Annotated in this window: 22 protein-coding genes and 1 pseudogene; 11 read left to right on the forward strand and 12 right to left on the reverse strand. The window is 42.4% G+C overall.

The annotated features are described in order from the left end of the window. Positions 1-21 precede the first annotated feature (21 nt). The gene (galE, locus tag VER99_RS22620; protein ID WP_020334887.1) at positions 22-1041 is read left to right on the forward strand and encodes a UDP-glucose 4-epimerase GalE; all 1020 of its coding nucleotides are present in this window, start codon (positions 22-24) and stop codon (positions 1039-1041) included. A 584-nt stretch (positions 1042-1625) separates the two neighbouring features. Then, on the forward strand, positions 1626-2513 hold the full coding sequence (locus VER99_RS22625) for a LysR family transcriptional regulator (RefSeq protein ID WP_020334885.1): 888 nt from the start codon (positions 1626-1628) through the stop codon (positions 2511-2513). A gap of 113 nt (positions 2514-2626) precedes the next feature. Here the strand turns inward: VER99_RS22625 and VER99_RS22630 are convergent, their stop codons facing one another. Beyond that, positions 2627-5260 (reverse strand): bifunctional acetate--CoA ligase family protein/GNAT family N-acetyltransferase, encoded by a 2634-nt coding sequence (locus tag VER99_RS22630; protein ID WP_014234234.1) that lies wholly within the window; start codon positions 5258-5260, stop codon positions 2627-2629. Positions 5261-5503: 243 nt separating this feature from the next. On the opposite strand from VER99_RS22630, the gene VER99_RS22635 reads away from it, so the two are divergent. The 7 genes and pseudogenes from VER99_RS22635 to VER99_RS22665 all read left to right on the forward strand — a co-directional run bounded on the left by VER99_RS22635 (position 5504) and on the right by VER99_RS22665 (position 10052). Further along, positions 5504-6073 (forward strand): SPOR domain-containing protein, encoded by a 570-nt coding sequence (locus VER99_RS22635; RefSeq protein ID WP_024372988.1) that lies wholly within the window; start codon positions 5504-5506, stop codon positions 6071-6073. 149 nt (positions 6074-6222) lie between these two features. Then, on the forward strand, positions 6223-7212 hold the full coding sequence (locus tag VER99_RS22640) for a D-alanine--D-alanine ligase (protein WP_020334883.1): 990 nt from the start codon (positions 6223-6225) through the stop codon (positions 7210-7212). A 114-nt stretch (positions 7213-7326) separates the two neighbouring features. Continuing rightward, positions 7327-7707, forward strand: a complete 381-nt coding sequence (locus VER99_RS22645) for a DUF3319 domain-containing protein (RefSeq protein ID WP_020334882.1) — start codon at positions 7327-7329, stop codon at positions 7705-7707. A gap of 4 nt (positions 7708-7711) precedes the next feature. Further along, positions 7712-8023 carry a stress response translation initiation inhibitor YciH gene (yciH, locus tag VER99_RS22650; protein WP_014234230.1) on the forward strand — a complete coding sequence of 104 codons (312 nt, stop codon included), beginning with the start codon at positions 7712-7714 and terminating at the stop codon, positions 8021-8023. Positions 8024-8439: 416 nt separating this feature from the next. After that, positions 8440-8911: pseudogene (locus VER99_RS22655) on the forward strand (transposase family protein); the annotation flags it as partial. A 337-nt stretch (positions 8912-9248) separates the two neighbouring features. Then, positions 9249-9470, forward strand: coding sequence for a hypothetical protein (locus VER99_RS22660; RefSeq protein ID WP_020334880.1), 222 nt, complete (start codon positions 9249-9251; stop codon positions 9468-9470). A gap of 360 nt (positions 9471-9830) precedes the next feature. Then, on the forward strand, positions 9831-10052 hold the full coding sequence (locus VER99_RS22665) for a hypothetical protein (RefSeq protein ID WP_020334879.1): 222 nt from the start codon (positions 9831-9833) through the stop codon (positions 10050-10052). Positions 10053-10128: 76 nt separating this feature from the next. Here VER99_RS22665 and VER99_RS22670 read toward each other — a convergent pair whose 3' ends face one another. From VER99_RS22670 to VER99_RS22715, 10 genes are all read right to left on the reverse strand, one after another. Next, a complete protein-coding gene (locus VER99_RS22670) occupies positions 10129-10521 on the reverse strand; it encodes a universal stress protein (protein WP_020334877.1) in 393 nt (130 codons plus the stop codon). An 867-nt stretch (positions 10522-11388) separates the two neighbouring features. Further along, positions 11389-11553, reverse strand: coding sequence for a YoaH family protein (locus tag VER99_RS22675; protein ID WP_020334875.1), 165 nt, complete (start codon positions 11551-11553; stop codon positions 11389-11391). A gap of 42 nt (positions 11554-11595) precedes the next feature. Beyond that, on the reverse strand, positions 11596-12723 hold the full coding sequence (locus VER99_RS22680; protein WP_020334874.1) for a conjugal transfer protein TraF: 1128 nt from the start codon (positions 12721-12723) through the stop codon (positions 11596-11598). A gap of 59 nt (positions 12724-12782) precedes the next feature. Further along, on the reverse strand, positions 12783-13664 hold the full coding sequence (locus VER99_RS22685; RefSeq protein WP_020334873.1) for a DUF2861 family protein: 882 nt from the start codon (positions 13662-13664) through the stop codon (positions 12783-12785). A 6-nt stretch (positions 13665-13670) separates the two neighbouring features. Continuing rightward, positions 13671-14339: a response regulator transcription factor VxrB gene (gene vxrB, locus VER99_RS22690; RefSeq protein WP_014234221.1), complete on the reverse strand. Its 669-nt coding sequence runs from the start codon at positions 14337-14339 to the stop codon at positions 13671-13673. After that, entirely contained in the window at positions 14314-15768 is a 1455-nt protein-coding gene (gene vxrA, locus VER99_RS22695) for a sensor histidine kinase VxrA (RefSeq protein ID WP_020334872.1), read from the reverse strand. The genes vxrB and vxrA overlap by 26 nt, the downstream gene beginning before the upstream one ends. A gap of 156 nt (positions 15769-15924) precedes the next feature. After that, positions 15925-17301: a Re/Si-specific NAD(P)(+) transhydrogenase subunit beta gene (pntB, locus tag VER99_RS22700; RefSeq protein ID WP_014234219.1), complete on the reverse strand. Its 1377-nt coding sequence runs from the start codon at positions 17299-17301 to the stop codon at positions 15925-15927. Positions 17302-17310: 9 nt separating this feature from the next. Next, positions 17311-18867 carry a Re/Si-specific NAD(P)(+) transhydrogenase subunit alpha gene (locus VER99_RS22705; RefSeq protein ID WP_020334871.1) on the reverse strand — a complete coding sequence of 519 codons (1557 nt, stop codon included), beginning with the start codon at positions 18865-18867 and terminating at the stop codon, positions 17311-17313. A gap of 438 nt (positions 18868-19305) precedes the next feature. After that, positions 19306-19587, reverse strand: coding sequence for an HlyU family transcriptional regulator (locus VER99_RS22710; RefSeq protein ID WP_014234217.1), 282 nt, complete (start codon positions 19585-19587; stop codon positions 19306-19308). Between the two features lie 74 nt (positions 19588-19661). Then, the gene (locus VER99_RS22715) at positions 19662-20018 is read right to left on the reverse strand and encodes a late competence development ComFB family protein (RefSeq protein WP_020334869.1); all 357 of its coding nucleotides are present in this window, start codon (positions 20016-20018) and stop codon (positions 19662-19664) included. A gap of 244 nt (positions 20019-20262) precedes the next feature. Here VER99_RS22715 and VER99_RS22720 point away from each other — a divergent pair, with 244 nt between their 5' ends. Next, entirely contained in the window at positions 20263-21525 is a 1263-nt protein-coding gene (locus VER99_RS22720) for a GGDEF domain-containing protein (RefSeq protein ID WP_029791633.1), read from the forward strand. Between the two features lie 109 nt (positions 21526-21634). On the opposite strand, the gene VER99_RS22725 is transcribed toward VER99_RS22720, so the two are convergent. Then, positions 21635-22594: a GGDEF domain-containing response regulator gene (locus VER99_RS22725; RefSeq protein ID WP_020334867.1), complete on the reverse strand. Its 960-nt coding sequence runs from the start codon at positions 22592-22594 to the stop codon at positions 21635-21637. A gap of 449 nt (positions 22595-23043) precedes the next feature. Here VER99_RS22725 and VER99_RS22730 point away from each other — a divergent pair, with 449 nt between their 5' ends. Continuing rightward, positions 23044-23481, forward strand: a complete 438-nt coding sequence (locus VER99_RS22730) for a DUF3069 domain-containing protein (RefSeq protein WP_014234213.1) — start codon at positions 23044-23046, stop codon at positions 23479-23481. Positions 23482-23493 lie beyond the last annotated feature (12 nt).

Consider the following 23493-nt stretch of genomic DNA (forward strand, 5'->3'; position numbering starts at 1 on the left):
TCGCGTCAGAAGGAACATAAAATGAAAGTACTTGTTACAGGCGGTATGGGCTATATCGGAAGCCACACTTGTATTCAAATGATTGAAGCTGGTATGACACCAGTGATTTTAGACAACTTATATAATAGTAATCCTGCCGTATTACACCGCATTGAAAAAGTTTGCGGAATAAGTCCGAAGTTCATTAAGGCTGATATTCGCGATAAAGCAGCGCTAGTTGATGCGCTGCAAAGCAATGATATTGAAGCGGTTATTCATTTCGCTGGTTTAAAAGCCGTTGGTGAATCCGTAGCGAAACCACTAGAGTATTATGATAATAACGTAAACGGTACTTTGGTATTGGTTGATGCAATGCGTGAAGCTGGTGTTAAGTCATTAGTATTTAGTTCTTCAGCAACGGTTTATGGTGATCCAGCTTCTGTGCCAATTACAGAGGATTTTCCAACAAGTGCTACCAATCCATATGGTCGCAGTAAATTGATGGTCGAAGAGTGTCTTACAGACTTTCAAAAAGCGAACCCAGATTGGAGTATCACTCTGTTACGTTATTTCAACCCAGTTGGCTCTCATCCAACAGGTGAGCTTGGTGAAGACCCTCAGGGGATTCCAAACAACCTGATGCCATTTATCTCACAAGTTGCCGTTGGTCGTCGTGAGTTCCTGTCGGTATTTGGAAACGACTACCCAACTCCAGATGGTACAGGAGTTCGTGACTATATCCATGTTATGGATCTTTCTGACGGTCACGTAGCAGCATTAGAGAAAGTAGGTAACAAATCAGGACTGCATATTTATAACTTAGGTACAGGCAAAGGTTATAGCGTCCTTGAAATGGTTGAGGCTTTCCAAGCAGCGAGTGGCAAAGAAGTGCCTTACAAGCTGGTTGAGCGTCGCCCAGGCGATATCGCGGAATGTTGGGCGGATCCGTGTAAAGCGGCTACTGAATTAGGCTGGAAAGCAACCCGTACGCTTGAAGAAATGACGAGTGATACTTGGAGATGGCAATCTCAAAATCCGCAAGGTTATCCTGAGTTGAACTAATGCATTTAACAAGTTTATAACCTAAAAGGCGCAGTTTTGCGCCTTTTTTGATCTAAATCGTAAAAATCGTAAATTTGAGGTTAAAAGCTAGCAACGAATCCTAGACGTGCTAAACTATGCCCGACTTCAAGATTTGGTCTTTTCTTTCTCATAATCACTGGGGTAGTTCATGGAACTCGGTCTAATCATCGCTTTCATCGTAGCAGCAGCTGTAATGGTGAAAAAAGAGATGGCACAGCAGTAAATTTTCATTTTCCATACTTTTCTTTACCTTTTAGAAATGAAAATTTGATAAAAAGCCAGCATTTAGCTGGCTTTGTTGTATCTAAGGATTAAGTCATCATTTTTAATTAAGTTTCCTTCTGATTTTACTCATCTAACCGTATCTTTAATTCCAAACCGCCTAGATTCGACCCAACTCAGACATGGCTAACCAGCAACTGACGATCGTATAATCAGGAAAACGTTGCAAAATAGGCATTTCTCGTCATTACTAATCAATGTGTTATATTGTTGTTTCTTGATTTATTAACTGTCTGATAAGTCACCACTCGTGTGGTATACATCAGGTAAAGGAAGTTAATGTGCACAGTCCGATCACTTTAGAAGCGCTCCATATTTTGGATGCAATAGACCGAAGAGGCAGTTTTGCTGCAGCCGCCAATGAATTAGACAGAGCTCCTTCGTCACTTAGCTACCAAATTCAAAAACTTGAGCAAGACTTAGATATCATTATTTTCGATCGCTCAGGGCATAAAGCTCATTTTACCGAAGCTGGTAAACTCATCCTTGAACGCGGGCGAGATATATTGAAGGCCAGTGAAAAGCTGGTAAACGACGCTACGGTATTGGCAAATGGGTGGGAATTAGATATCACCGTTGCATTCGATGGCATTATTCCTGTTTGTAACTTTTTTCCTATGGTGGATGCGCTATCTGAAGTCAGTTCTACCCGAGTCAGATTGCAAGAAGAGATTTTGGCAGGTGGTTGGGAATCGCTCAACACAGGCCGTTCTGATCTATTGATTTGTCCATCCCTGGACACGCTTCCTCAAGAAGTGAAGTCAGAAAAAATAGGTAAGATGACCATGCTTTGGGTTGCTGCTGCAAACCACTATGTGCATAAACGCAGCGGTGATTTTGATGAAGCGGCAAGAGAAAAGTATCGTATTATTGCGATCGCAGACACGGCTCGAGAGCAACCAGCGCTTTCAATGAATATTATTCAAAAGCAACCAAGGTTAACGGTCACCAATTTTACAGCGAAGGTTGATGCACTCAGAGCGGGGCTAGGTATCGGAACACTGCCAAGCCAAATAGCTCAGCCGCTGATTGAAAGTGGAGAGCTCAAGTTGATCGAAGGTACGGAGCCAATACCTATGGACGTCATTCTCGCGTGGCGTCGAAACACAATGGGAGAGGCTAAATCCTGGTGTATTCAATATTTGAAAAAAAATTGGGCGTTAAAGTGACCTTGTCACAAAAGTATTGGGTTTTTCAGCACTAAGTTTTGTTTCCAGACAAGACAAAGCCCAGCTTGAACGATTCTATCCATGTAGAAAACGTCGAAAGCTGGGCCTTCATTCTAGTTTAACGCTAAGACCATATCTGCAATACCATCTTCAAACTGAACATCAATATCAAACCCGAGGCTTTGTGCTAACATCAGCATTCCACGATTAGTCGGCATTGTCATTCCTGATATTTGCTTAGTGCCTTTAACTTGGCAATAGCTAATGATTTTTTTCATCAATACCTTGCCGAGGCCTTTTCCTTTTAGATCAGAGCGAATGAGAATAGCAAACTCAGCGTCGCTATTATCGGGCGTGATCAGAGCGCGGGCTACGCCAATAATTGATGGGCCGCTCTTATCAAATGCGACGGCGACAAATGCCATTTCTCTGTCGTAATCGATTTGAGTAAAATTAGCCAAAGCCTCGTGGTTGAACTCACCAACTTCGGAGAAAAATCGCTTGTAAAGATCTTCTCTGGATACGTTATTGATGAATTGAGCATGTAGAGGCTCATCTTCAGGCAAGATAGGGCGAAGTAAGACAGGTTGACCGTCGCGCAGAGTGACCGTTTCAACAAACTCTGCCGGGAAAGGGCGGATAGCAAGGCGCGTTTGAGCATCGCCTTCATATTTTGTTAACGTCAAATCCGCATCAATGATCGTCAAATCGTTCCCAGACACGAGTACTGGATGGATATCCAGTCTGTGTATTTCTGGTAACTCAACCGCCATCTGCGAAATACGAACCAAGAATTTCGACAGTTCGGTAATATCGAAAGCATCTTTATGCTTTTGCAAGCGGATCTTGCCTGATTTCAAAGCAACCACGACTAAATAACGCGCCAGAGTCATGTTTAATGGCGGTAACGCGGCCACGGCATCTTGAGCAATATTCCATTCAGAACCACCTTGACCAAGCAATATCACCGGCCCAAATACTTTGTCTACAGCAATACTGATTCGTATTTCTTCAGCACTGCCAAGTTTAGCCATACCTTGTACTAAAAGGCCGTGGACGTTAGCAGATGGATAGCTAAGTTTTACAGCATCTAAAATAGAATTTGATGCACTCGAGACTTCATTACTGTTTCTCAGGTTGAGGGCAACACCATGAACGTCTGACTTGTGTGGAATATCAGGAGAGCGCAGTTTTACCGCTACCGGATAGCCGATATTTTCCGCCATATGTACCGCTTCTATTGCATCGGACGCGATCCACGTTGGCAGCACATTGAAACCAAACAGTTTAAAAAGTGGGCTAGTTTGGTGTGTATCCAACGACACTGTGTTTTTGTCCAGTAGTCGTTCATTTACCCATTCCATAGCAGAATTGATGCTTCCTGAGTGCAACGGTTCTGCCGTTGTTGGTGTTTCCATCAGTTGCTTTTGGTTTCTGCGGTACTCCACAAGGTGCATGTAGGCAACAACTGCACTTTCTGGTGTTCGATAAGTGGGTATTCCCGCTTGAGTGAAAGCAAGACGAGCCTCACGAGACGTTTGTTCTCCCGACCAGTTAGTCAGGATGTTAAAGTGCTTATGCCTCGGATGGGACTTAATCGCTTCAATCACATCGTACGCCGTATCTAGTGGATCAGAAACAGCAGAAGGGCTGTGCATAATCAAAATTGCATCCGCACAATCATTGTTCATTAAAGCGTTAATAGTGTCGACGTAGCGCTTTTTGGTCGCATCACCAGAGAGGTCGATGGGGTTCACTTCTCGCCAGTTTGGCGGCAGAACGGCTCTCAATTGCTCGGTCGAAGCTTCATCAAGCGTCGCTAAATTACCGCCACGTTCGAAAAGCGTATCCACGGCCATCACTGCAGGCCCACCGCCGTTGGTAATGACCGCTAGTCGTTCTCCACGCAGGGGGACTGAGTGGGTTAGAGTTTCTACCGCTGCAAATAACTCATGAGTATTACTAACCCTCAACATACCTGTTCTGCGGATCGCAGAATCATAAATAATGTCTAAGGTATCGCCGTCTTGCTGCTCAAGCGTATTCATCTCTTTCGACCGTCCTGCTTTTAAAACAAGAATACGTCGATTTCGGGATGCCGCTCTGGCCGCTGATAAAAAGCGGCGAGCATCACTGATCGAGTCAACGTAGAGCAAGATGGCCTCGGTATGTCCGTCCATACTCAAATGATCAAGTAAATCGGCAAAATCGATATCCTGACCTCGTCCAATCGAAATAAATGACGAAAATCCGATATTTTTGTCGTTCGCCCAATCCAGAACAGTTGTACAAACGGCGGCTGACTGAGAAATAAAAGCAATTTTCCCTGGTTTGGCAGCAACCGGAGAAAACGTACAATTGAAGTTGTGCCAAGGGAGAATAATGCCAAGGCTGTTGGAACCCAAGACCCGAATATTAAGCGAAGACACATCGACGATTTGAGTGTCATCAGAGATTACGATAGCGAACTGAGTTCCACGCTCGTCTAATTCCTTGAGAAGCTTTTCATTACGTGAAGCGTTAGTACATAGAATCGCGATATCTGGAGTCAAGGGCAGGGAAGCGATGTCCGGGTAAGCGATAACGCCTAATACACTTTTGTGTTTTGGCGTTACTGGCATAATCGCGCCACCAAAACCACTTTGAAGAAGATTGCGCATGACCACGTGACCCGCGCGTAACTCTCTCGGTGATGCGCCAACTACCGCAACTGAATCAGGTTTAAAAAGCTTATGTAGTTTATTCATGCAGATTCCTTGCCTTTAACACGATATTGTTGAGAGCTTTACTGGATGGATATCAATAATCATAAACGAATACTTCTTAGAGAAAACATGCCAGAGATAAACAACGGAGAAAAACTGTACGAAGCTTGTAGAGTTTGTGTCACTCATCACATCAAAAAGGCAGTTTATTGTATTTGATGCTTGATAATCGAGCCTCCTATCGGCATGATTTATCGTAATATTTGTTCAGAGCGTTTGTTATTCATGAAAAAGACCGCAATCATCGGCTTAACCCTTCTTCTTTCCGCTTGTGCATCTGAAACCTACACTACGGATGTTACCTCAGAGAGTTTTCGTGAGGACTATTCTTCAGATGTCATATCAAAACCAATTATGGCGTCTGAAAATGCCGTCGTTGAGAAAGATGTAGCACCAACAGTGGTGAAAATGACACCTAAACCTGAAGAAAAGAAAGTCATAAAACTGACTCCAAACGATCAGGTAAAACCGGTTAAGATCATGCCACCAAGCAAGGATCAATCAGCAGTTCAACGTTTCGGATACACCATCCAAGTTGTCGCTGTTGGTAGTGAAGATAAAGTGACTCAGTTCACCAACAAACTACCGCAAAGTGAGCAGCCGATTTGGGCTAACTACAAAGTAGTCAATGGCACCAAATGGTACTCCATTTTATACGGAGATTATGCGACAAGTGCGGAAGCACAAAAGGCGATCGCAACGCTTCCAGCTCAATTGCGTCAGTTAAAGCCTTTTGTCAAAAGCATTGATGCGATTAAAAACTCGGCATATCCGACGCTTAATAAACTAAACTGATCAAACTAAGTAGGGGGCATATCGCTCCCTTTTTAAATTGTTCAAATCGTACCCGAACGATACGCCTCACAGTAAAATAACTGTACGTCACTTCTCAAAGGGTTATCATAACAATAAGTATCTTTTGTAGGTCACGGAAAGATTGATTCATGATTAAAAATATTCTTCTATTATGCGGTGGTGGCTCTTCAGAGCACGAGATATCATTGCTGTCTGCTAACTTTGTCGAACAACAACTGAATCTCATTGAGAACATCAAGGTAACGCGTGTAGAGATCAAAAACGAAGGTTGGATGACCGATCAAGGCGAATTGGTTTACTTGGACCTCAACACCAAATGCTTATGTTCTAACGACTCGAATCAGACAATTGACTTCATCGTACCTTGTATTCATGGTTTCCCTGGTGAAACTGGCGATATTCAATCTCTATTTGAAATCGCTGGCATTCCTTATCTGGGTTGCGGACCAGAAGCAAGCAGCAACAGTTTCAACAAAATCACATCGAAACTTTGGTACGACGCTCTAGGTATACCGAACACACCATACTTGTTCCTGACTAAAAATAATGAGCAAGCTCATATTCAAGCTCAGCAAGCGTTTGATAAATGGGGCAAAGTATTCGTTAAAGCTGCAAGACAAGGATCTTCAGTTGGCTGTTACAGCGTAACGGAAAGAGAGATGCTTTCCGACGCGGTTAATGCTGCTTTTGGTTACTCTGATCAAGTTTTAGTAGAAAAGTCAGTTAAGCCTCGAGAATTAGAAGTGGCCGCGTATGAAATGAATGGCGAACTCTATGTGACGAAACCTGGTGAAGTTATCGCGCCTGATGGTACATTTTATTCGTACGATGAAAAATACAGCAGTGCAAGCCACTCATTGACGGAAGTTGAAGCAAAAAACCTTACACCAGAACAGATAGAGACGATCAAGCAAGAGTCAGAGACCGTATTTAAACAGATGAACCTGCGTCATTTGTCTCGTATTGATTTCTTCCTTACTGAAGATGGAGAGATTTACCTGAATGAAGTGAATACGTTCCCGGGTATGACACCAATCTCGATGTTCCCGAAAATGCTTCAAAACAATGGCCACAAATTCCACGAGTTTCTTCAAGACTGCATCAAAAGTGCAAAGTAAATAACGTTACTTAACAATAGATTGTGTTAGAAGTGCTTGTGCTGAGCATCTCACTGTATTGATGCTCATTAAATTCTCTTAGACGACTGAAATTGATACAAAAATGGGGCATTTATGGCAGTTGCGACATATAGAGGCTTTAATTTAAAATCCAGTTTGGATGGCAGTCTTTGGAAGGTAAAGATCAAAAGCCACGTATTGCAAGGTAATCTGACCTCAGTTAAAAAAAGTATTGACTGGTGGTGCGACACTGCTTCAATCATCGATCCAAAAGAATTTGCTTCTCTTGCACAGACCAGGCAAAGCACCGCAGGAACACAATCAGTTGCTTTTAACGGCTATACTTTAAAAAATGATTCGGGTGAGCCGAATGAATGGTATTGCATGTTTAATGGTAAACTAATCAAAGGCGGTAAGTTGGCCATTCAACGTCATATCGAAGCTTATTTAGCTGCTAAGAAAAAAGCATTGCAGACCCAACAACACAAGAAATAACAGTATGTCCTTAGTATATTCAACGGAAACCGGCCGAATCAAACCGGAAGAAGAGAAAATTGCTCGCCCTAAAGGCGATGGTATCGTGCGTATTCAACGCCAAACAAAAGGCCGTAAAGGTAAAGGTGTTTGTATCGTTACAGGCTTAGATCTTGATGACGCACCACTAAAATTACTCGCAGCAGAACTCAAGAAAGTCTGTGGCTGTGGTGGTTCTGTTAAAGACGGCAACATAGAAATTCAAGGTGATGCGCGAGACAAAATCAAAGCACACCTAGAAAAGAAAGGCATGACCGTTAAACTAGCTGGCGGTTAAGAATCCAGATTGTGAATTAGAGCGTCTCTAGAGACGCTTTTTTTACATCTGTTTTTCGACGTATAGTCATCTGCATTCTTGTTAACGGCTAATTGAAGATTGAGCAATCGCAGATTGATATATCGATATTAGCTATTTTATGGTAAATAGCCTTTATGTTTAATCGGAGCTCTAAAACCTTACGAGTACCTGTGACCACAAATTTAAAATCTGAGAGGGATAGGAGACTTAAAAGGATAAGATTTCAAGTAGCACCGCATACAATTTAACATAACACATATAATGCGCACTGAATCTGTAGGAGCAAAGTTGTAATGTCACTATTTAACAAAGTTAAAATGTCTCTTTAGCATACAATCACTAGTCCTTATTTACTTTGGATTTGTGCTAAGGACATGATCAAGATGCTAGTGACTATGAATGACTCTGATATCAATCGTTTTAAAGTAATTCAGGATGTGAATCCGACGAGTCGATGCGGCAGATATTCTTGATTTGAGTATTCGCCAAGTGCAGCGACTTATGAATCGTCTGCGAGAATTGTGATAAGTACTCGGATTTTTCTCCAACACTTGCTAGGGAAAATTATCTGAGTTACATAATCTTCCGATATCCAACGAGACCTTACGAAGTTGGATGATTGCTGATGGTCTCTGGGCACCACATTCACAGTGTAAGCCCCGTGTTTATCAGCTTCTTTAACGCCGTGACTGGTTTGAAGGACGCAGCGACAAGTGCTGCCTGTTGGTTTTCATCGATGATGCGACCGGTCGCTTGATGAACCTGCGTTTTAGCGAGACCGAATCCGCCTACGAACATATGGTCGCAACACGAGAATACCTTAATGAGCACCGTAATCCGCTAACGTTTTATAGTGATAAACATTCTGGGTATTGAGCAGATTTATGCCAACAGTTCACACATAGGCAATATGCTGCGAGCTTACCCAAAGTTACATGGTCACAACATTTAAGAGCTGTTCTCATAACGTATTGATATCACGAACAATCAAAATCTGACTTCCCTACTTTTTATCTTCGCAATTATTTCGTTTTAAAACAATGATATACATGTACATTTTCAGCGGTCTGTTTTGGATTTAAACCATGACTGATTTGTAAGAGTTTCAGTTATTTGGAACTATCATCAATTAACCTTAATTGACCTTATCACCCTAAAGTACTACTTTTATTTAATTCCCATACAAATAACAAGGATTAATGCTATGGATAAGCTACTCGAGTCTGCATTACAAATAAAACAGAGAACAATGGTCACAGGTTTATTCGCGAGAAATGGATTTAAAATCGCAATGACCGATTTTGATGATGTGACATTCGAACGAGAAGGCGTTCAAGTTAACGTACATTTTGATATGGATTCGAATGCTGAGTCGGCTGATATTTTGACCCGAAGCGCCCACATGTTACCAAGTAATTCTCGTTAGGTTAACCTACTCGCTTATCAGGCCGAGCAACACTAGCTCGGCTTTTTGCTATTTGAGCCCCAAGAAGATGGACAATCCGACAGTCTCTGTTCATTTATAGTGTCCTGGTATAAACGATAATTTGTAACAATAAGTATCTATGATAATCAGCAGCATTAGCACTTTTCTATGCCGTTATCACATAAAACGTCATGAGTTATTAACAGCCACATTAATTAAGCATTGTTTCATGTTGTTTGGAGATGCTAGAAGAGTATGCTCGCGAAGACACTCAAACGACACAATATTTATTAAATTGATTTCATATGCTGTAGGGGGTATGGTTGTTAAATATCCCCACAACTCAAAAGGAGAATTACCATGGACAAACTATTGGCGTCTGCATTACAAATAAAACAGCGGACCATGGTTACTGGCCTTTTTGCTAGAAACGGTTTTAAGATCGCGATGACTGATTTTGATGATGTAACGTTTGAGCGAGAAGGTATTCAAGTTAATGTGCATTTTGATCTAAACTCGAATGCTGAATCGGCTAATATCTTGACTAAAAAGACTAGAATCATCCCTCGTATTTCTCGCTAACGCCCTCACAACGTAAATAAATTAAAAGACCGTGACCAGATAGCCGAGCTAATTAAGCTCGGCTTTTTGAGTTGGACTATTCATCATGAAGGTAAACGACCAACAAATCAGCCTCTACTGAGTTAGCGAGTTTAGGCACTGAGGAGAAAAAACGACTTAACAGATTATGGTGATGGCCACACACAACCAAATCTATACCTTGTTGTTTGACGAGCCCTTGCAATTTGATATGAAGATCACCAATTACGACCATGGTGTCAGAAACCGGATACTTACACTCTGATGCAAGTGCTTGTAACTTTCTGTTGTATTCCTCTTCTTCTTTAGGTTCTAAGACTACTCTATCTACATCTACATACACGAAGGAAAGTTTACAGTTTGGGTCCGTTGCCTGACTAATCGCTTTATCAATAACTTTCTTGCTGGAATCAGATAAATCAACCGCGACTAATATATGCGTGTAGCTCATTGCTTTTCTCCCGATTAGTTTTCATAGACTTACATTAAGTCTAGCTCAATCAAGGCAATTCAACGCAGTCGTTACACCAAAACATAAGAATCTTCATAAATCTACCTAACCTGAACCTATCACCAAGAAACATCGCGCCCGAGTAAAAATCCAACTATAACCTCTAACCTTTTGATTTGTTTAGTATAAAGAACTTCCACCTGATTGCAGTGATTGAACCTTTCGCCCACTCCTAAACTAATGGTTTTGACACGTTGTATTTGGATTATACGAAAACACTTCCGTGTGACACCGTAACTCAAGCTTGTAGTTTTAACTTCTTGTGAAAAGCACCGTCTACGAGTAAAGAACCGTTAAACGAGAGAATTTTGGTTAGTGTAATTCATACGGGCACCACAACACGTTTTCAAAATATGCAAGCACTTACTGTTTCTACACCCCATGTGTTTACTTGCTTTTAATCTGGCGATATTAACGTGACAACGTAGCTAAGATTAATTTTTAGCATAAATGACTGGCTACATCCGCACTCATGAAACTACCTGTAATATAATTACAGACTGAAGAGGCAGCAACCATCCACCCAGACCAATATTCTACTTTATGTTATTGATATATTGAGAATATTACCTAAACTCTTAATTTTACCTTAACTTTTAAAGGCCCTAGTTCGGGTTGATAAAGTTTAGTTAGTAAAATTTTACCCAGCATTTATCATGGCGATTCTAACCTTGTGTTGCGTTTAGTGACCCACATGACGTGACGATGTCACACAGTTGCGCTTTTAATAATTAGTATGTGGCCTGTCGAGCAGGCACAAAAAAAGCAGAGCGTTTTACTGCCCTGCTTCTTTGCTTATCGTTTTGTTTATTCTTCGTCTTGTTGCTGTTTAGCTGCGTACTCAGCTCGAATATTTTCAGCAACAATTTTTATTGCTTCAGCCGTACTTGTACCTTGAGACATTAGCTCTTGAATCTTTACCACGGCTTGCTGTTGTTCTTCGTGAGATAGAGGGGGTAGATCGTCAAACATAAAAAAGCTCCTCATTTAGAGGAGCCGACTATAACGATTCGTTTAATAGGTCGCAAGAAAATTAATTGACGCACCCATCGCGTTTTCATTTGTATAACGAGCTGCTATATCCAGCTCAAGCAAGTTAAGTGGCGAGAGCCCTATTCCCGCGGTGATCGTCCCATCATCATGACTTCGAGCTAAGTTTTTCATATAACCAGCTCTCAGTGCCATTTGGCGCAGAATATCAAATTCAACACCGGCGCGAATCATTTGCGTATTATCATCAAAGGATGAAAAGCGTTTTTCTTCATTTAAGTCGTAGTCGACACTCATGGTAAAGTAATCTGCAACGAAGCCTGCGCCTATCGTATAAAGTGGCCTCATGCTGTATTGATAGGACTCGATGGGGTTACTGTTGTACTGAAACGACTTAGTTTCTACATCTCTTCCGATTAAGTTCTTTGCCGCAATACCTAAACGGTAGGGCCCAAAAAACCAAAGTGCACCTGCGTCCAAATTAAACATGGTTTCAGCGGTTTCATTTTCACGTAAGTCAGCGGTGTCAAAATTATTGAAGCTTGTTGCGTATGAATAGGTGTAAATGCGTTGTAGTTTTGGTGTGATACCAACAGAGAGGTGCTGCCCCATGTAGTTGGTGTATTTTGCCAATGAGATGCCCGCTTCCGCAACACCAATACTCACGCCTTGAACATAAGTATTGTCCATTGGGTTAGCGCCAGAGGTATCAATAGATGGCTGTACAAAAGATTCTGTGTATAATTTTCCGTAAACCGTTGCTGATAAAAATTTGTTAGGGATACCAACAGCAACGACACCCCCAAGGTCAAAGTTTAATTTTTGATTACCTTGAGCAAGTGCATTCAATGAACTCTCTATTTCGGCATCGTCATTAAGCTTGCTGATACGATCAATTTCATCAATCAAATCGTATTGATCATCAAAGCTAATACCAAAACTTGGGGCAATGATACCCGCGTCATCGTTGCGGCGATAGATTGCACTTAAAGCAGGGTTAAAAAATGGTGCGGTAAGGTAACTGGCGGAGACTGTGCCAACACCGCCCATAGCATCACTGCGGGCTTCAATTGAGTAGTTAGCAGCTGAAGCCACATTGGAAAACAGTGCTGCGGTGATGACGGTTGATAATATTTTGAATTGAGTTTTCATACTACACTTGTGATTTAGTTCTTCCTGAACTTATATCGGCACAAATGTAATTTCTTTAGTTAATCTTCTTGCGAAAGATCATAAGTACGGCTTATTGTTTGAGCTTGCTCAACAATGATGTCACCCTGCCAACGGCGACTATTAATGCTTACCGCAAGAACGTAGCGATCATTCGGTACGCCAGCAAGTTCTAGTGACTCAGGATAATTCGACTCATACGTTTTTTTCCACATTTGTTCATACTGGCCTTCGATGTAGTCATAAAGCCCCACTTCAAGCTGTGGTAATGGACAATGAGGATTTCTCAGCGCACTCTTTTCAACTTTCCAGTTTTCTTTAGACGTCCAGCGAACGTACTGACTGGAGTTAGAGTCGCCCAAAATGACCCACGTTCGATACTCAGGTTTATCTTTTGCAACAACGGTTAAATGATACAAACCTGATTCAAGTTGACCAGTTAGGTTGTAACGCTTGAGAAAACTGCGCTCGTTCGCGATTTCAGCCCCATTTGGCGTTTCTTCTACAGCAAATGAGCTATCAGCTGAAATTGAGCTATCAACCCAACGTTTGAATGTGATTTGTTCCACTTCAGTCGTTGCTCTTACTTTAACGACTAAACGGAACGTATCGCGACCTGGGCTTTGAATGGTTTGGCGTATGACGTTAACGCCACTTACCCACTCTGGTAAAGTGACGGCCGTCAGTGATTTTCCACAATCCTTAGTCAGAGACTGACCAAGCAGATCGTTTAAGTGTGAGGTTAAATCGCGGCTGGGTTCTGTCTGCCATAGTTCAACTAAAGTATTGAACATTCCTGAAAGATCATCTTCAAGCAGATGTTGATGAGCCTGAGTTAGAGGCGTATTAGTTCGAAACCAGTCCATAGCTTGGACTGGCTTCACTAACACTAATGACAAAACTACAGGGAGTAGTGTTTTCATTATTCTTTAAGCTTTCATTTTGTATCCGACACCACGAAGTGTCTCAATTTCTAAGCCAGGTAGTTTCTGACGTAGCTGCAGTACATGCGTATCAACAGTTCGTGTTGTTGGGAAGTGGTTGTAACCCCAAACATGGTCAAGCAACTCGTCGCGAGTAAATACGCGGCCCAGATTAGACGCTAAGAACAATAGTAAGTCGAATTCTGTACGTGTCAGAGTAATTAACTCGTCTTTAAACAGGACTTCACGAGTAGAGCGATCGATTTCCAAATCCTTTGTGATCACTTTATCTGAACTTGCACCGTCTTGCTCTCCCGAATCTGGAGCACGCAATTGTGCACGAATACGTGCGAATAACTCAGCCTCTGCAAAAGGTTTAGTTAAGTAGTCGTTTGCACCTGAATCCAGTCCTGCCACTTTGTCTTTTACTGTCACAAGAGCAGTCAGCAGAATAACTGGTACATCCTTGAGATTTTTCCATTCAGGAAGATGTTGTACAGAGTCACCATCAGGCAACTGGCGATCGAGAATCACTAAATCGGCTTTCTTCCATTGCGATTCAACGTCCGCAATACGCTCCACATGTAAACACTCATATCCTGCTTGTTCCAGGCTTACTAACAGGCCATCAGCCAAGTTTTTATCGTCCTCAACGAGAAGCAGTGTCTGTTTCACAAGGTATCTCCAATATAAAGGTTGTAGGTGGTCCTATAAGGGACATTTTTCCGCCCATGCGGCCTACCATAGATTCAACGATTGTTAGTCCAAGTCCTAACCCGCTCTTACTCACGAACGGTTTTTTCAAATTAGTCCAGTCTTTTGCGGTCAAGTCACCAGCATCACGGACTTGGAAAACGATTTTATCTTCACTCGTTTGAACATGAAGTTCAACCGGTGGAACGCCATACTTCAGTGCATTACGTAACAAGTTATCAATACAGGTGCCAAGCCAGTACACGTTAACTTTAGCCGCTACGTCTTCGTTTACGTTGAGAAGTACAGCATTATCAAATTCTTCTTCAATCTTAAATTCTAACCATTCGACAACAGATGGAACCCAGTCCGTTGCAAGCATTTGGTTATCAGATTGCAAATAATCCTTACTCGCCTCCGCTAATTGGCGTAATCGACGTGTATCTTCGCACAGCCGGCGGAATTCGTCATATACACTTTCTGGTAAGTGCTCAAATTCTCGACGAAACCCTTCAACGGTCATAGACAGAGACGCAATTGGCGTTCTCAATTCATGAGTTAAAATTTGCAATACCAACATACGGCTGCGCAATTCTTCTCGCTTACTGTTCCAGCGGTATACCGCCCATCCGATCACGAGAAGTATGTTCGCGATGACCAAAACAATCATACTGATACGAAGAATCTGTGAATGATCTTCAACGTCCCAGCAAATATTGCCTCGTTTTACGAAACAGCTTTTGTTTTCTGACGCCAGTGAATAGGACAAACCTGCATTCGCGACGTTTTCCTGCCATAACTCTCTTTCGAACACAAAATAGCGATCGCCTCGACGTAACCACAGCTCATTACCTTCAATGAACATGCTTGCTCCGGCGATCAATGCATTTATGGCGTCATCGTTCATGTTTTGCAAGCTTTCGAGTAACTCATCACCCTCTTCGTTACCGCGCTCCTTAATATGCATGTATTGAGCGAGCTTTGGTCTAAGATCGGGATGCTTATCGACATAGCGAGCAGCGTAAGTGCCCCCACCTGGGTGAATGAGTCCACTGCGAGAAAACCAGCGTGGAGTAAGCTCTGTGCCTTTACAGATAGCTCGAGTAAACACAAGAGGTTCGGTAATCAATGGACTGAGCGGCAGTTTACCACGACAAGTCTTATCTAAACTATAAAGCTGCTGTATGTCCTTCAGCGGATAGTCTGACGTTTGCGGAAGTAATGAATCAGGCGCAAGTAACTTAGTAGGATAATTTGATTGCAGAATACGAATATCATACGACTTAAGAGCTACTTCGTAGTTAAATAGCTCTGTAAACGTATCTATTCTTTCTGGTAATGAATCGGCTGCTGCAGTTGCCGAAAAAACCGGCACGATAGATGCTAAACCGAGCAAAATCTTGTTAATCAAACTGTTACCGTTACTTATTAGACTACGCCAAACTATACAGCAATCTAGAATCAATTGACATCAGGTAACTACAGGATTTGCATTACTATAACATTGAACCAGAACAAAAAAGGGCCAGCGATTGCTGGCCCTGAGTAATTTTAAAGCAGTTTAGGATTATAACGCTTTAAAAATATTTTCTACGCTTTCTTTAGCATCGCCAAATAGCATTGACGTGTTTTCTTTAAAGAACAACGGGTTTTGTACGCCGGCGTAACCAGTATTCATTGAACGCTTGAATACCACTACGTTTTTCGCATTCCAAACTTCCAGTACAGGCATGCCTGCAATTGGGCTGTTTGGATCTTCAAGCGCTGCTGGGTTCACTGTATCGTTGGCACCAATAACAAGTACGGTATCGGTCTCTGGGAAGTCATCATTGATTTCGTCCATTTCAAGAACGATATCATAAGGAACTTTCGCTTCTGCCAGCAATACGTTCATGTGACCTGGAAGGCGACCCGCTACAGGGTGAATACCAAAACGTACTTCAACACCTTGTGAGCGAAGAGCATCCGTGATTTCATGCACAGGGTATTGAGCTTGCGCTACTGCCATACCGTATCCCGGAGTGATGATTACTGATTTTGAGTTCTTCAGCATTTCAGCCACTTCTTCGGCGTTAGTTTCGCGGTGTTCGCCCTGCTCCTCATCACTAGAAATGATGATCTCTTGACCAAAGCCACCAGCGATAACGCTAATGAACGAGCGGTTCATCGCTTTACACATGATGTATGACAGAATCGCACCTGAAGAACCAACCAAAGCACCTGTTACGATCAATAGGTCGTTTGCAAGCATGAAACCTGCTGCTGCCGCTGCCCAACCAGAGTAAGAGTTCAGCATTGAAACCACTACTGGCATATCCGCACCACCGATTGATGCTACCAAATGGTAACCAAAAGCGAATGCAATCAGTGTCATTACGATAAGAGCGAACATGCTGCCGTCTGCTTTTACGAAGTAAATCATAAGTAGCGTAGACACAACAATCGCAGCCAGATTCATTTTATGCTTATGAGGAAGGTTAAGCGGTGAAGAAGAAATTACGCCACGTAACTTACCAAATGCAACAATAGAACCAGTAAAGGTTACTGCACCGATAAACACACCAAGGAATACTTCAACAAGGTGGATAACGTGTTCCGCGTGCGTTGCCGCTTCAGGTGCGTCCAGGTAGCTATTGTAACCAACCAGAACCGCAGCCAAACCTACGAAGCTGTGAAGAATCGCAACCAGTTCTGGCATTTCGGTCATTTCTACTTTCTTAGCGTAGAAAATACCGATCGCACCACCGATCGCCATCGCGATAATGATCCAGCCAAAACCTTGAGCATCAGGGCTAAAGATCGTCGCGATCAGCGCGATCGTCATACCAGCGATGCCGTAGTAGTTACCATTTCGCGCAGACTCTTGCTTAGAAAGCCCCGCCAAACTCATGATGAAAAATAATGCAGCAACAATGTAAGCTGCTTGTACTAATCCTGCAGACATTGTGACTCCTTATTTATCTTTGCGGAACATTTCAAGCATACGCTTGGTGACGGTGAAACCACCGAATATGTTGATACTTGCAATCAACACGGCGATGAACGAAAGGAAGGATACGACCCCATTACCTTGTCCAATTTGCAGTAACGCACCCACAACAATAATGCCCGAGATAGCGTTAGTTACCGACATAAGCGGAGTATGCAGTGCATGCGTCACGTTCCAAACAACGTAGTAACCTACAACACACGCTAATACGAATACCGTGAAGTGTGAAAGGAACGCCGCAGGCGCAACCGAAGCAACCCATGCAAAGGCACCAACAGCTGCCACTAAACCAATAAGTTTTTTCGTTGGCGAAGTTGGCTCTTCAACTTTTGGCTCTTTCTTAACCACAGGTTCTTGCTTAGCCTGAGGTTGAGCAGAAACTTGAATAGGTGGCGCTGGCCAAGTGATTTCGCCTTCTTTCACGACAGTCACGCCACGAAGTACAACGTCTTCGAAGTCGATATTGATGTTGCCGTCTTTCTCTTTACAAAGAAGTTTTAGAAGGTTCACAAGGTTTGTTGCGTAAAGCTGAGAAGATTGCGTTGGCAAACGGCCTACCATGTCGGTGTAACCAACAACTTTAACGCCGTTGTCAGTCATGATAACTTGATCTTTGACTGTGTATTCACAGTTACCGCCGTTCGCAGCCGCCAAGTCTACAATCACGCTACCCGCTTTCATGCTGTCGACCATTTCTTTAGTGATCAGCTTCGGTGCAGGTTTGCCAGGAATCAGAGCCGTCGTGATGATGATATCAACGTCTTTCGCTTGCTCAGCGTATAGCTCAGCCGCTTTCTTGTTGAAGTCATCAGACATTTCTTTCGCGTAGCCATCACCAGAGCCTGAGTCCTCTTGGAAGTCCACAGTCAGGAATTCGGCGCCCATCGATTCAACTTGCTCTTTTACTTCAGGGCGTACGTCAAATGAACGCACAATCGCCCCGAGGCTACCTGCAGCACCGATCGCAGCCAAACCCGCAACACCAGCACCAGCCACAAGAACTTTAGCCGGTGGAACTTTACCTGCTGCCGTAATTTGACCGGTAAAGAAACGGCCAAACTCGTGAGCGGCCTCAACGACTGCACGGTAACCAGCAATGTTCGCCATTGAAGACAGTGCATCTAATGCTTGAGCTCGAGAGATACGAGGAACTGAGTCCATCGCCAGAACGTTAATGTTCTTACTTGAAAGCTGCTCCATTAGCTCTGCATTTTGTGCAGGCCAAATAAAGCTAATCAGAGTTGCACCATCTTGTAGTAATGCAATTTCGTCGATGCCTTTTTCTTCATCTACGAGTGGCGCATTTACTTTAAGAATCAGACCTGATGTCCAAACTTCGTCACTAGAAACGATTTTCGCACCTGCAGCTTCATAAGCGGCATCATCGAAACTCGCTAGCACCCCCGCCTGAGATTCGATCGCGACATCGAACCCCAACTTAATTAACTGCTCAACCGACTTTGGTGATGCAGCTACTCGCGATTCACCCGCGAGTATCTCTCTAGGTACACCGATTTGCAAAACGCATACTCCTTGTATACATATCAATTAATTAGTCCCAAAAAAAAGAGCCGTGCTCTACTCTAATTCTTTTTTATTTCTTTCTGTTTAACTACACAAGAAAAATACAAATAAAACACCGATGTTTGGGCCCACCTATTTGCATCGTCATATCTTGTTCAACAGCCCTGTTATATTCTTTTTGTATCTAAGGCGTGCTTTGACTGCAAGTGTTTTGTTATATAAACACTAAATTTCATTACATATAACCTTAAGTAATGAAATTTTCTCTATTTGAACTCGATAAATACGAAAAATATCGCCCCTAAACAGGAGGTCCAACCAGAGCTTCACTAACTCCTTAATTAACAGGTATTTAAGCCTTAAAAAAGAAAGAGCCATCAGCATATATACTAATGGCTCTTATTAAGATGATTCGCATCAAATTACAGTGATTTGTTAATCGAAGATCTTGTCACCCATTTGATCGATGAACATGTGTGATTTCTTCAACATAAGCTCGTTGGCATCTTGTTCCGAACCCAACAAGTCTGAACGAATGAAACGATGAGTCTTTATCTCCCCATCAATCTCTTTTTCTATTCGGCCAGCAATACGAAATTGACCGCCTTCAGCAACGCTTTCCTGGTATATCTGAAAGCCTTTGTATTCCACTGGCTCTACGGTTTTTACTTCGACAGATTTCTCACTACCGCCAAACAAACGAGAAAAGAATCCCACAATTCCTCCTTGGGCCAACACAACTTCTATACTTACATAGCATAGATACGGTGTTGAGCATTCATAACTTATGTTTACTTAAGAATTGGTTTTTCATACCAATCCAGCTCTTTGTGCTCATCATAACGGGTATGTGAAAAAATAACAGGCAGATCATTGTTACGATTTTTTCGTCTATCGTTTTGGAGCATAACGACTGCGTTCTCAACCGCTATCTCAGCGCTTTGTTTAAGCTGGTTAAGCTTGCGTTCAGGTAGCGAAGAGAGAAAGTCGATGTCGTGTCGAATGTAGAGGGGTTTAAGTTGTATCAAAGCTAAGCAAGCGATATCAGCCAACTGATTACTGTCAAACTGCCCGTTGTATCTGTTTGTACAGAGGATTTGACCGACTAAGGTTTCCATATAGTTATGTACTTCGGAACTGATGTGCATGGTGACTCTCCTTTGTCTGATATAAAACAAGTATAGTCATAGTCAGCGGTAGTAATGCGTTGATTTGGCGGCTTTTATAAATGTTGCTCTATCTCCCATAACTGGTACTTAACCACTTTATTGTGTACTTATTATGGAAAATTGCTAAGATACTGAAAGCATATAATCTACAATGATAATATCAACTAGATGCGTATAGTGACCTTTTTATGTATTTAACTAATTTTGTAGGCAATTTTTTCAAATGTCCTCATCTTTAATGACATCATCAGGCTTTAAATTCGTTTTCCCCATAATACTGTTGGGACTCGCGATATCCGGCATGAATAGTATTATTCAGATGACTAAGTCAAACTGGGGAATAGCCGCGAATTTACCTTATATACTGTTGGGTTGTGCCCTGCTGCTTTGCTATTCCTTTAAGCAAGGACGGGAGTCTATGGTCTGCCTCTCAATGCTAGTGGCTTACTTTATTATCCAACAGCGGCTTCAGGTGCCCCTTACTAGTGGAACGGCGCTGATTGAGTTAACGATGCTAGCAACTTTGCTGCCGATTTCTTTTCTGGCCGTGTTTCTATTCAGTAAAGACGGTGCAAACTCAAAAGCCATGTTTGTCTATGTGTTGATGTTGGCGATCTTTTTGTTGTGGTCTTACATTACACTGAGATTCCACATTAAAGGCCGGTTTGAGGATTGGACAAATGGTATTTTGTTCATCATACCTAGTATTTCCAAGCTCCCGTTTATTCTCGTCTTATACTGTCTTGGCATCGTCGGCTTTCTGGGAATTTTGGTATTAAGAACCAACAAAATCATCCACGCCATGACCTACTCTGCGATGGCTTTAGCTTCGACGACCTTTATCTTTTTCGATGTTCAATACATATCAAGCACTATGTTTACTCTGGCAGGCTTGCTTATGATTGTGTATTCAACTAGTGCAAGCCATCATCTTGCCTTTACTGACAGCTTGACTCTTATCCCTAGCCGCCGGGCGCTCGATCTTGATTTTAAAGATATGGATGGTAAGTACACCATCGCAATGTTAGACGTTGATCACTTTAAAAATTTTAATGATACCTACGGACATGATACCGGCGACAATGTACTTAAACTTGTCGCAACGTTGCTAATGAAAACACGCGGTGGTGCTAAGGCTTATCGTTTTGGTGGTGAAGAGTTCACTATCCTATTTAAAGGTAAGTACGCTGAAGACTGTTTAAAAGAATTAGCTGAAGTCCATAAATCAATAGCGAATTATAAAATGGTCTTGCGTGATTCAGCATCTCGTCCAGACGACAATAAGCAAGGCCAATTAAATCGTGGACACGGAGCTAAAAGACGATCGGTATCAATTACGGTGAGTATTGGCGTTGCTGATAGCCGAGACGCTTCAGATCCAGAAGAAGTTCTGTCACTCGCAGATGAAGCCTTGTATCAAGCAAAAGACTCTGGCAGAAATTGTATAAAATGTTTCAGGAATGAGTTCAGGTCGCGTGCTTCGTGATTATCTATGACTCAACTTGTACCTCACCTTAAAGCGCCATTACCAATCGATTGTTTAAAGGGGTCATTTTTGTGACAACGTCACTCAAATCAGGGATGCAGGATCAGAGTCAATTTTGATTGACTAAAGTATGTGTATCGCGACCTCTAGATTTTGATGTGTAGAGTGCTCGATCGACGATTTCATACAAATCTGCTTTTTTTTCTTTGCCCGTAGCCTGAAAAGAAAATACACCCTGTGACACTGTAACCCTACTTGCAATGCTTGAGTACTGATGAGGATAGTCAAGAAAAGCAATCACTTCTTGGATACGCTCGGCTTCTCTTTCTGCCATTTGTCCATCAGTAGTGCTTAGCAGTACCACAAACTCCTCTCCGCCATAACGGCCAACATACTCTCCAGAACGGCAAAAGGTCGCTTTAAGTTGACTTGCGATCGCCTGCAAGCATCGATCCCCTTCTATGTGGCCATAGTTATCGTTAAACGCTTTAAAAAAGTCGACATCTAACAAAATCATCGCCATTGGCATGTGGCGGCGGCCGTGCCACGCAACCAAAGATTCAAGCTTTTGGTCAATGTATCTGCGATTATAAAGTTTCGTTAACCCGTCCTCGTTCGCCTGTTGGGTTAGAAGTTGATTCACTTTTTCTAGCTGCGCTGTCGCTTGTTTTAACTCACGCCTCATGTGAGCAATACGCTGCATGGCGATGAGCTTGGAATTTAGAACGAGTTTATCAACGGGCTTAATAAGATAATCATCACCGCCTGCTTCTATCGCTTTAGCAATAATTTCAGGTTCTTCATGGCTACTAAGGAAGATGATGGGAATCCAGTCAGGAAAAGCTTCTCTGAACGATAATGAAAGCTCGAAACCGTTCATTTCTGGCATAGAGATATCGAGCAAGACCAATTCGGGGTCGAAACTCTCATAAATATTTAATGCTTCTGCACCACTGCCTACTGTCTTAACGATATGCCCCAGTTGTTTCAAACGAATAGCCAATTGCATTCTGTCTAATTGAACATCGTCAACCAGTAGAATGCGCATTGATGTCCCTTTAGGCTGCATAAGGTATTCCACTATCTTACTTTCTCTTTCTTAACCATATATCATATTCAACGCTTCGTTGCATCGTGCCAGCTCTTAAGTGCTATATTTTTGTTTAATTGTCGCGGAATCAAAAGACTGTATACCCAAATAACCTCTAGATGCCTGTTTCAGCGAGAGTGACTTGGTTTACAGACAAGGCAACGGTTTGAAAATCTAGTGGTTCTAAATTAAAAATCGTTAACAAAGGCTGTGGACCAAGTCAGCTCGCCCTTTGGGAGCATGTCACTGACACAATTTTTGCGTCAAATAACTTGGAAAGAGCTCACTATTCCACTGCGTTATTTTCCTTAAACTTGAGCCAGTGACAATGCTCTGAATTCCGCATCTTGAAGTCATTTGGGTATAATGGTAGATATTTGAAACATTTGATATTACTATTCCCGCCTTTTTGTAATGAGAGACACAGCATGTCAGAAGCAACTAACACCGAAAGCAAAAAAATCGATCTAGAAACCATTTCTCCTGAACTACGTAAAGTTATTGAATTCGACGAAGTTCCAGAGCAAATGTTCGAAATGGTTACCTCTATCCATGAAGTGTCAGAAGAAGCGGTTCGCGCGTCTTGGGACGAAATGCCAGCAAGTGCTCAAAACATTCTGGATAACTTTGAACAGTTCCATGCTCTAGTTTCAGTAGGCCAAGCATTCGCTGGGATTAACGTAATGGAAGAATTCCCTACTCTAAATCTGCCAGAAAACATGACAGATGAAGATAAAGAAGAGTACCGAGCACAGCTACTAGACAATGTTCTTCACAACTGCGTGAAAGACATGGTTAAACAAATGAAAAAAGCGCGTCGTGACCCTCTACTAAAACGTGAATTCAAAGAAGTATTTGCGAAGTAAAGCTGACTTACG

Origin of the sequence: Vibrio natriegens NBRC 15636 = ATCC 14048 = DSM 759 (genome assembly GCF_035621455.1) — a bacterium.
Lineage (GTDB): Bacteria > Pseudomonadota > Gammaproteobacteria > Enterobacterales > Vibrionaceae > Vibrio > Vibrio natriegens.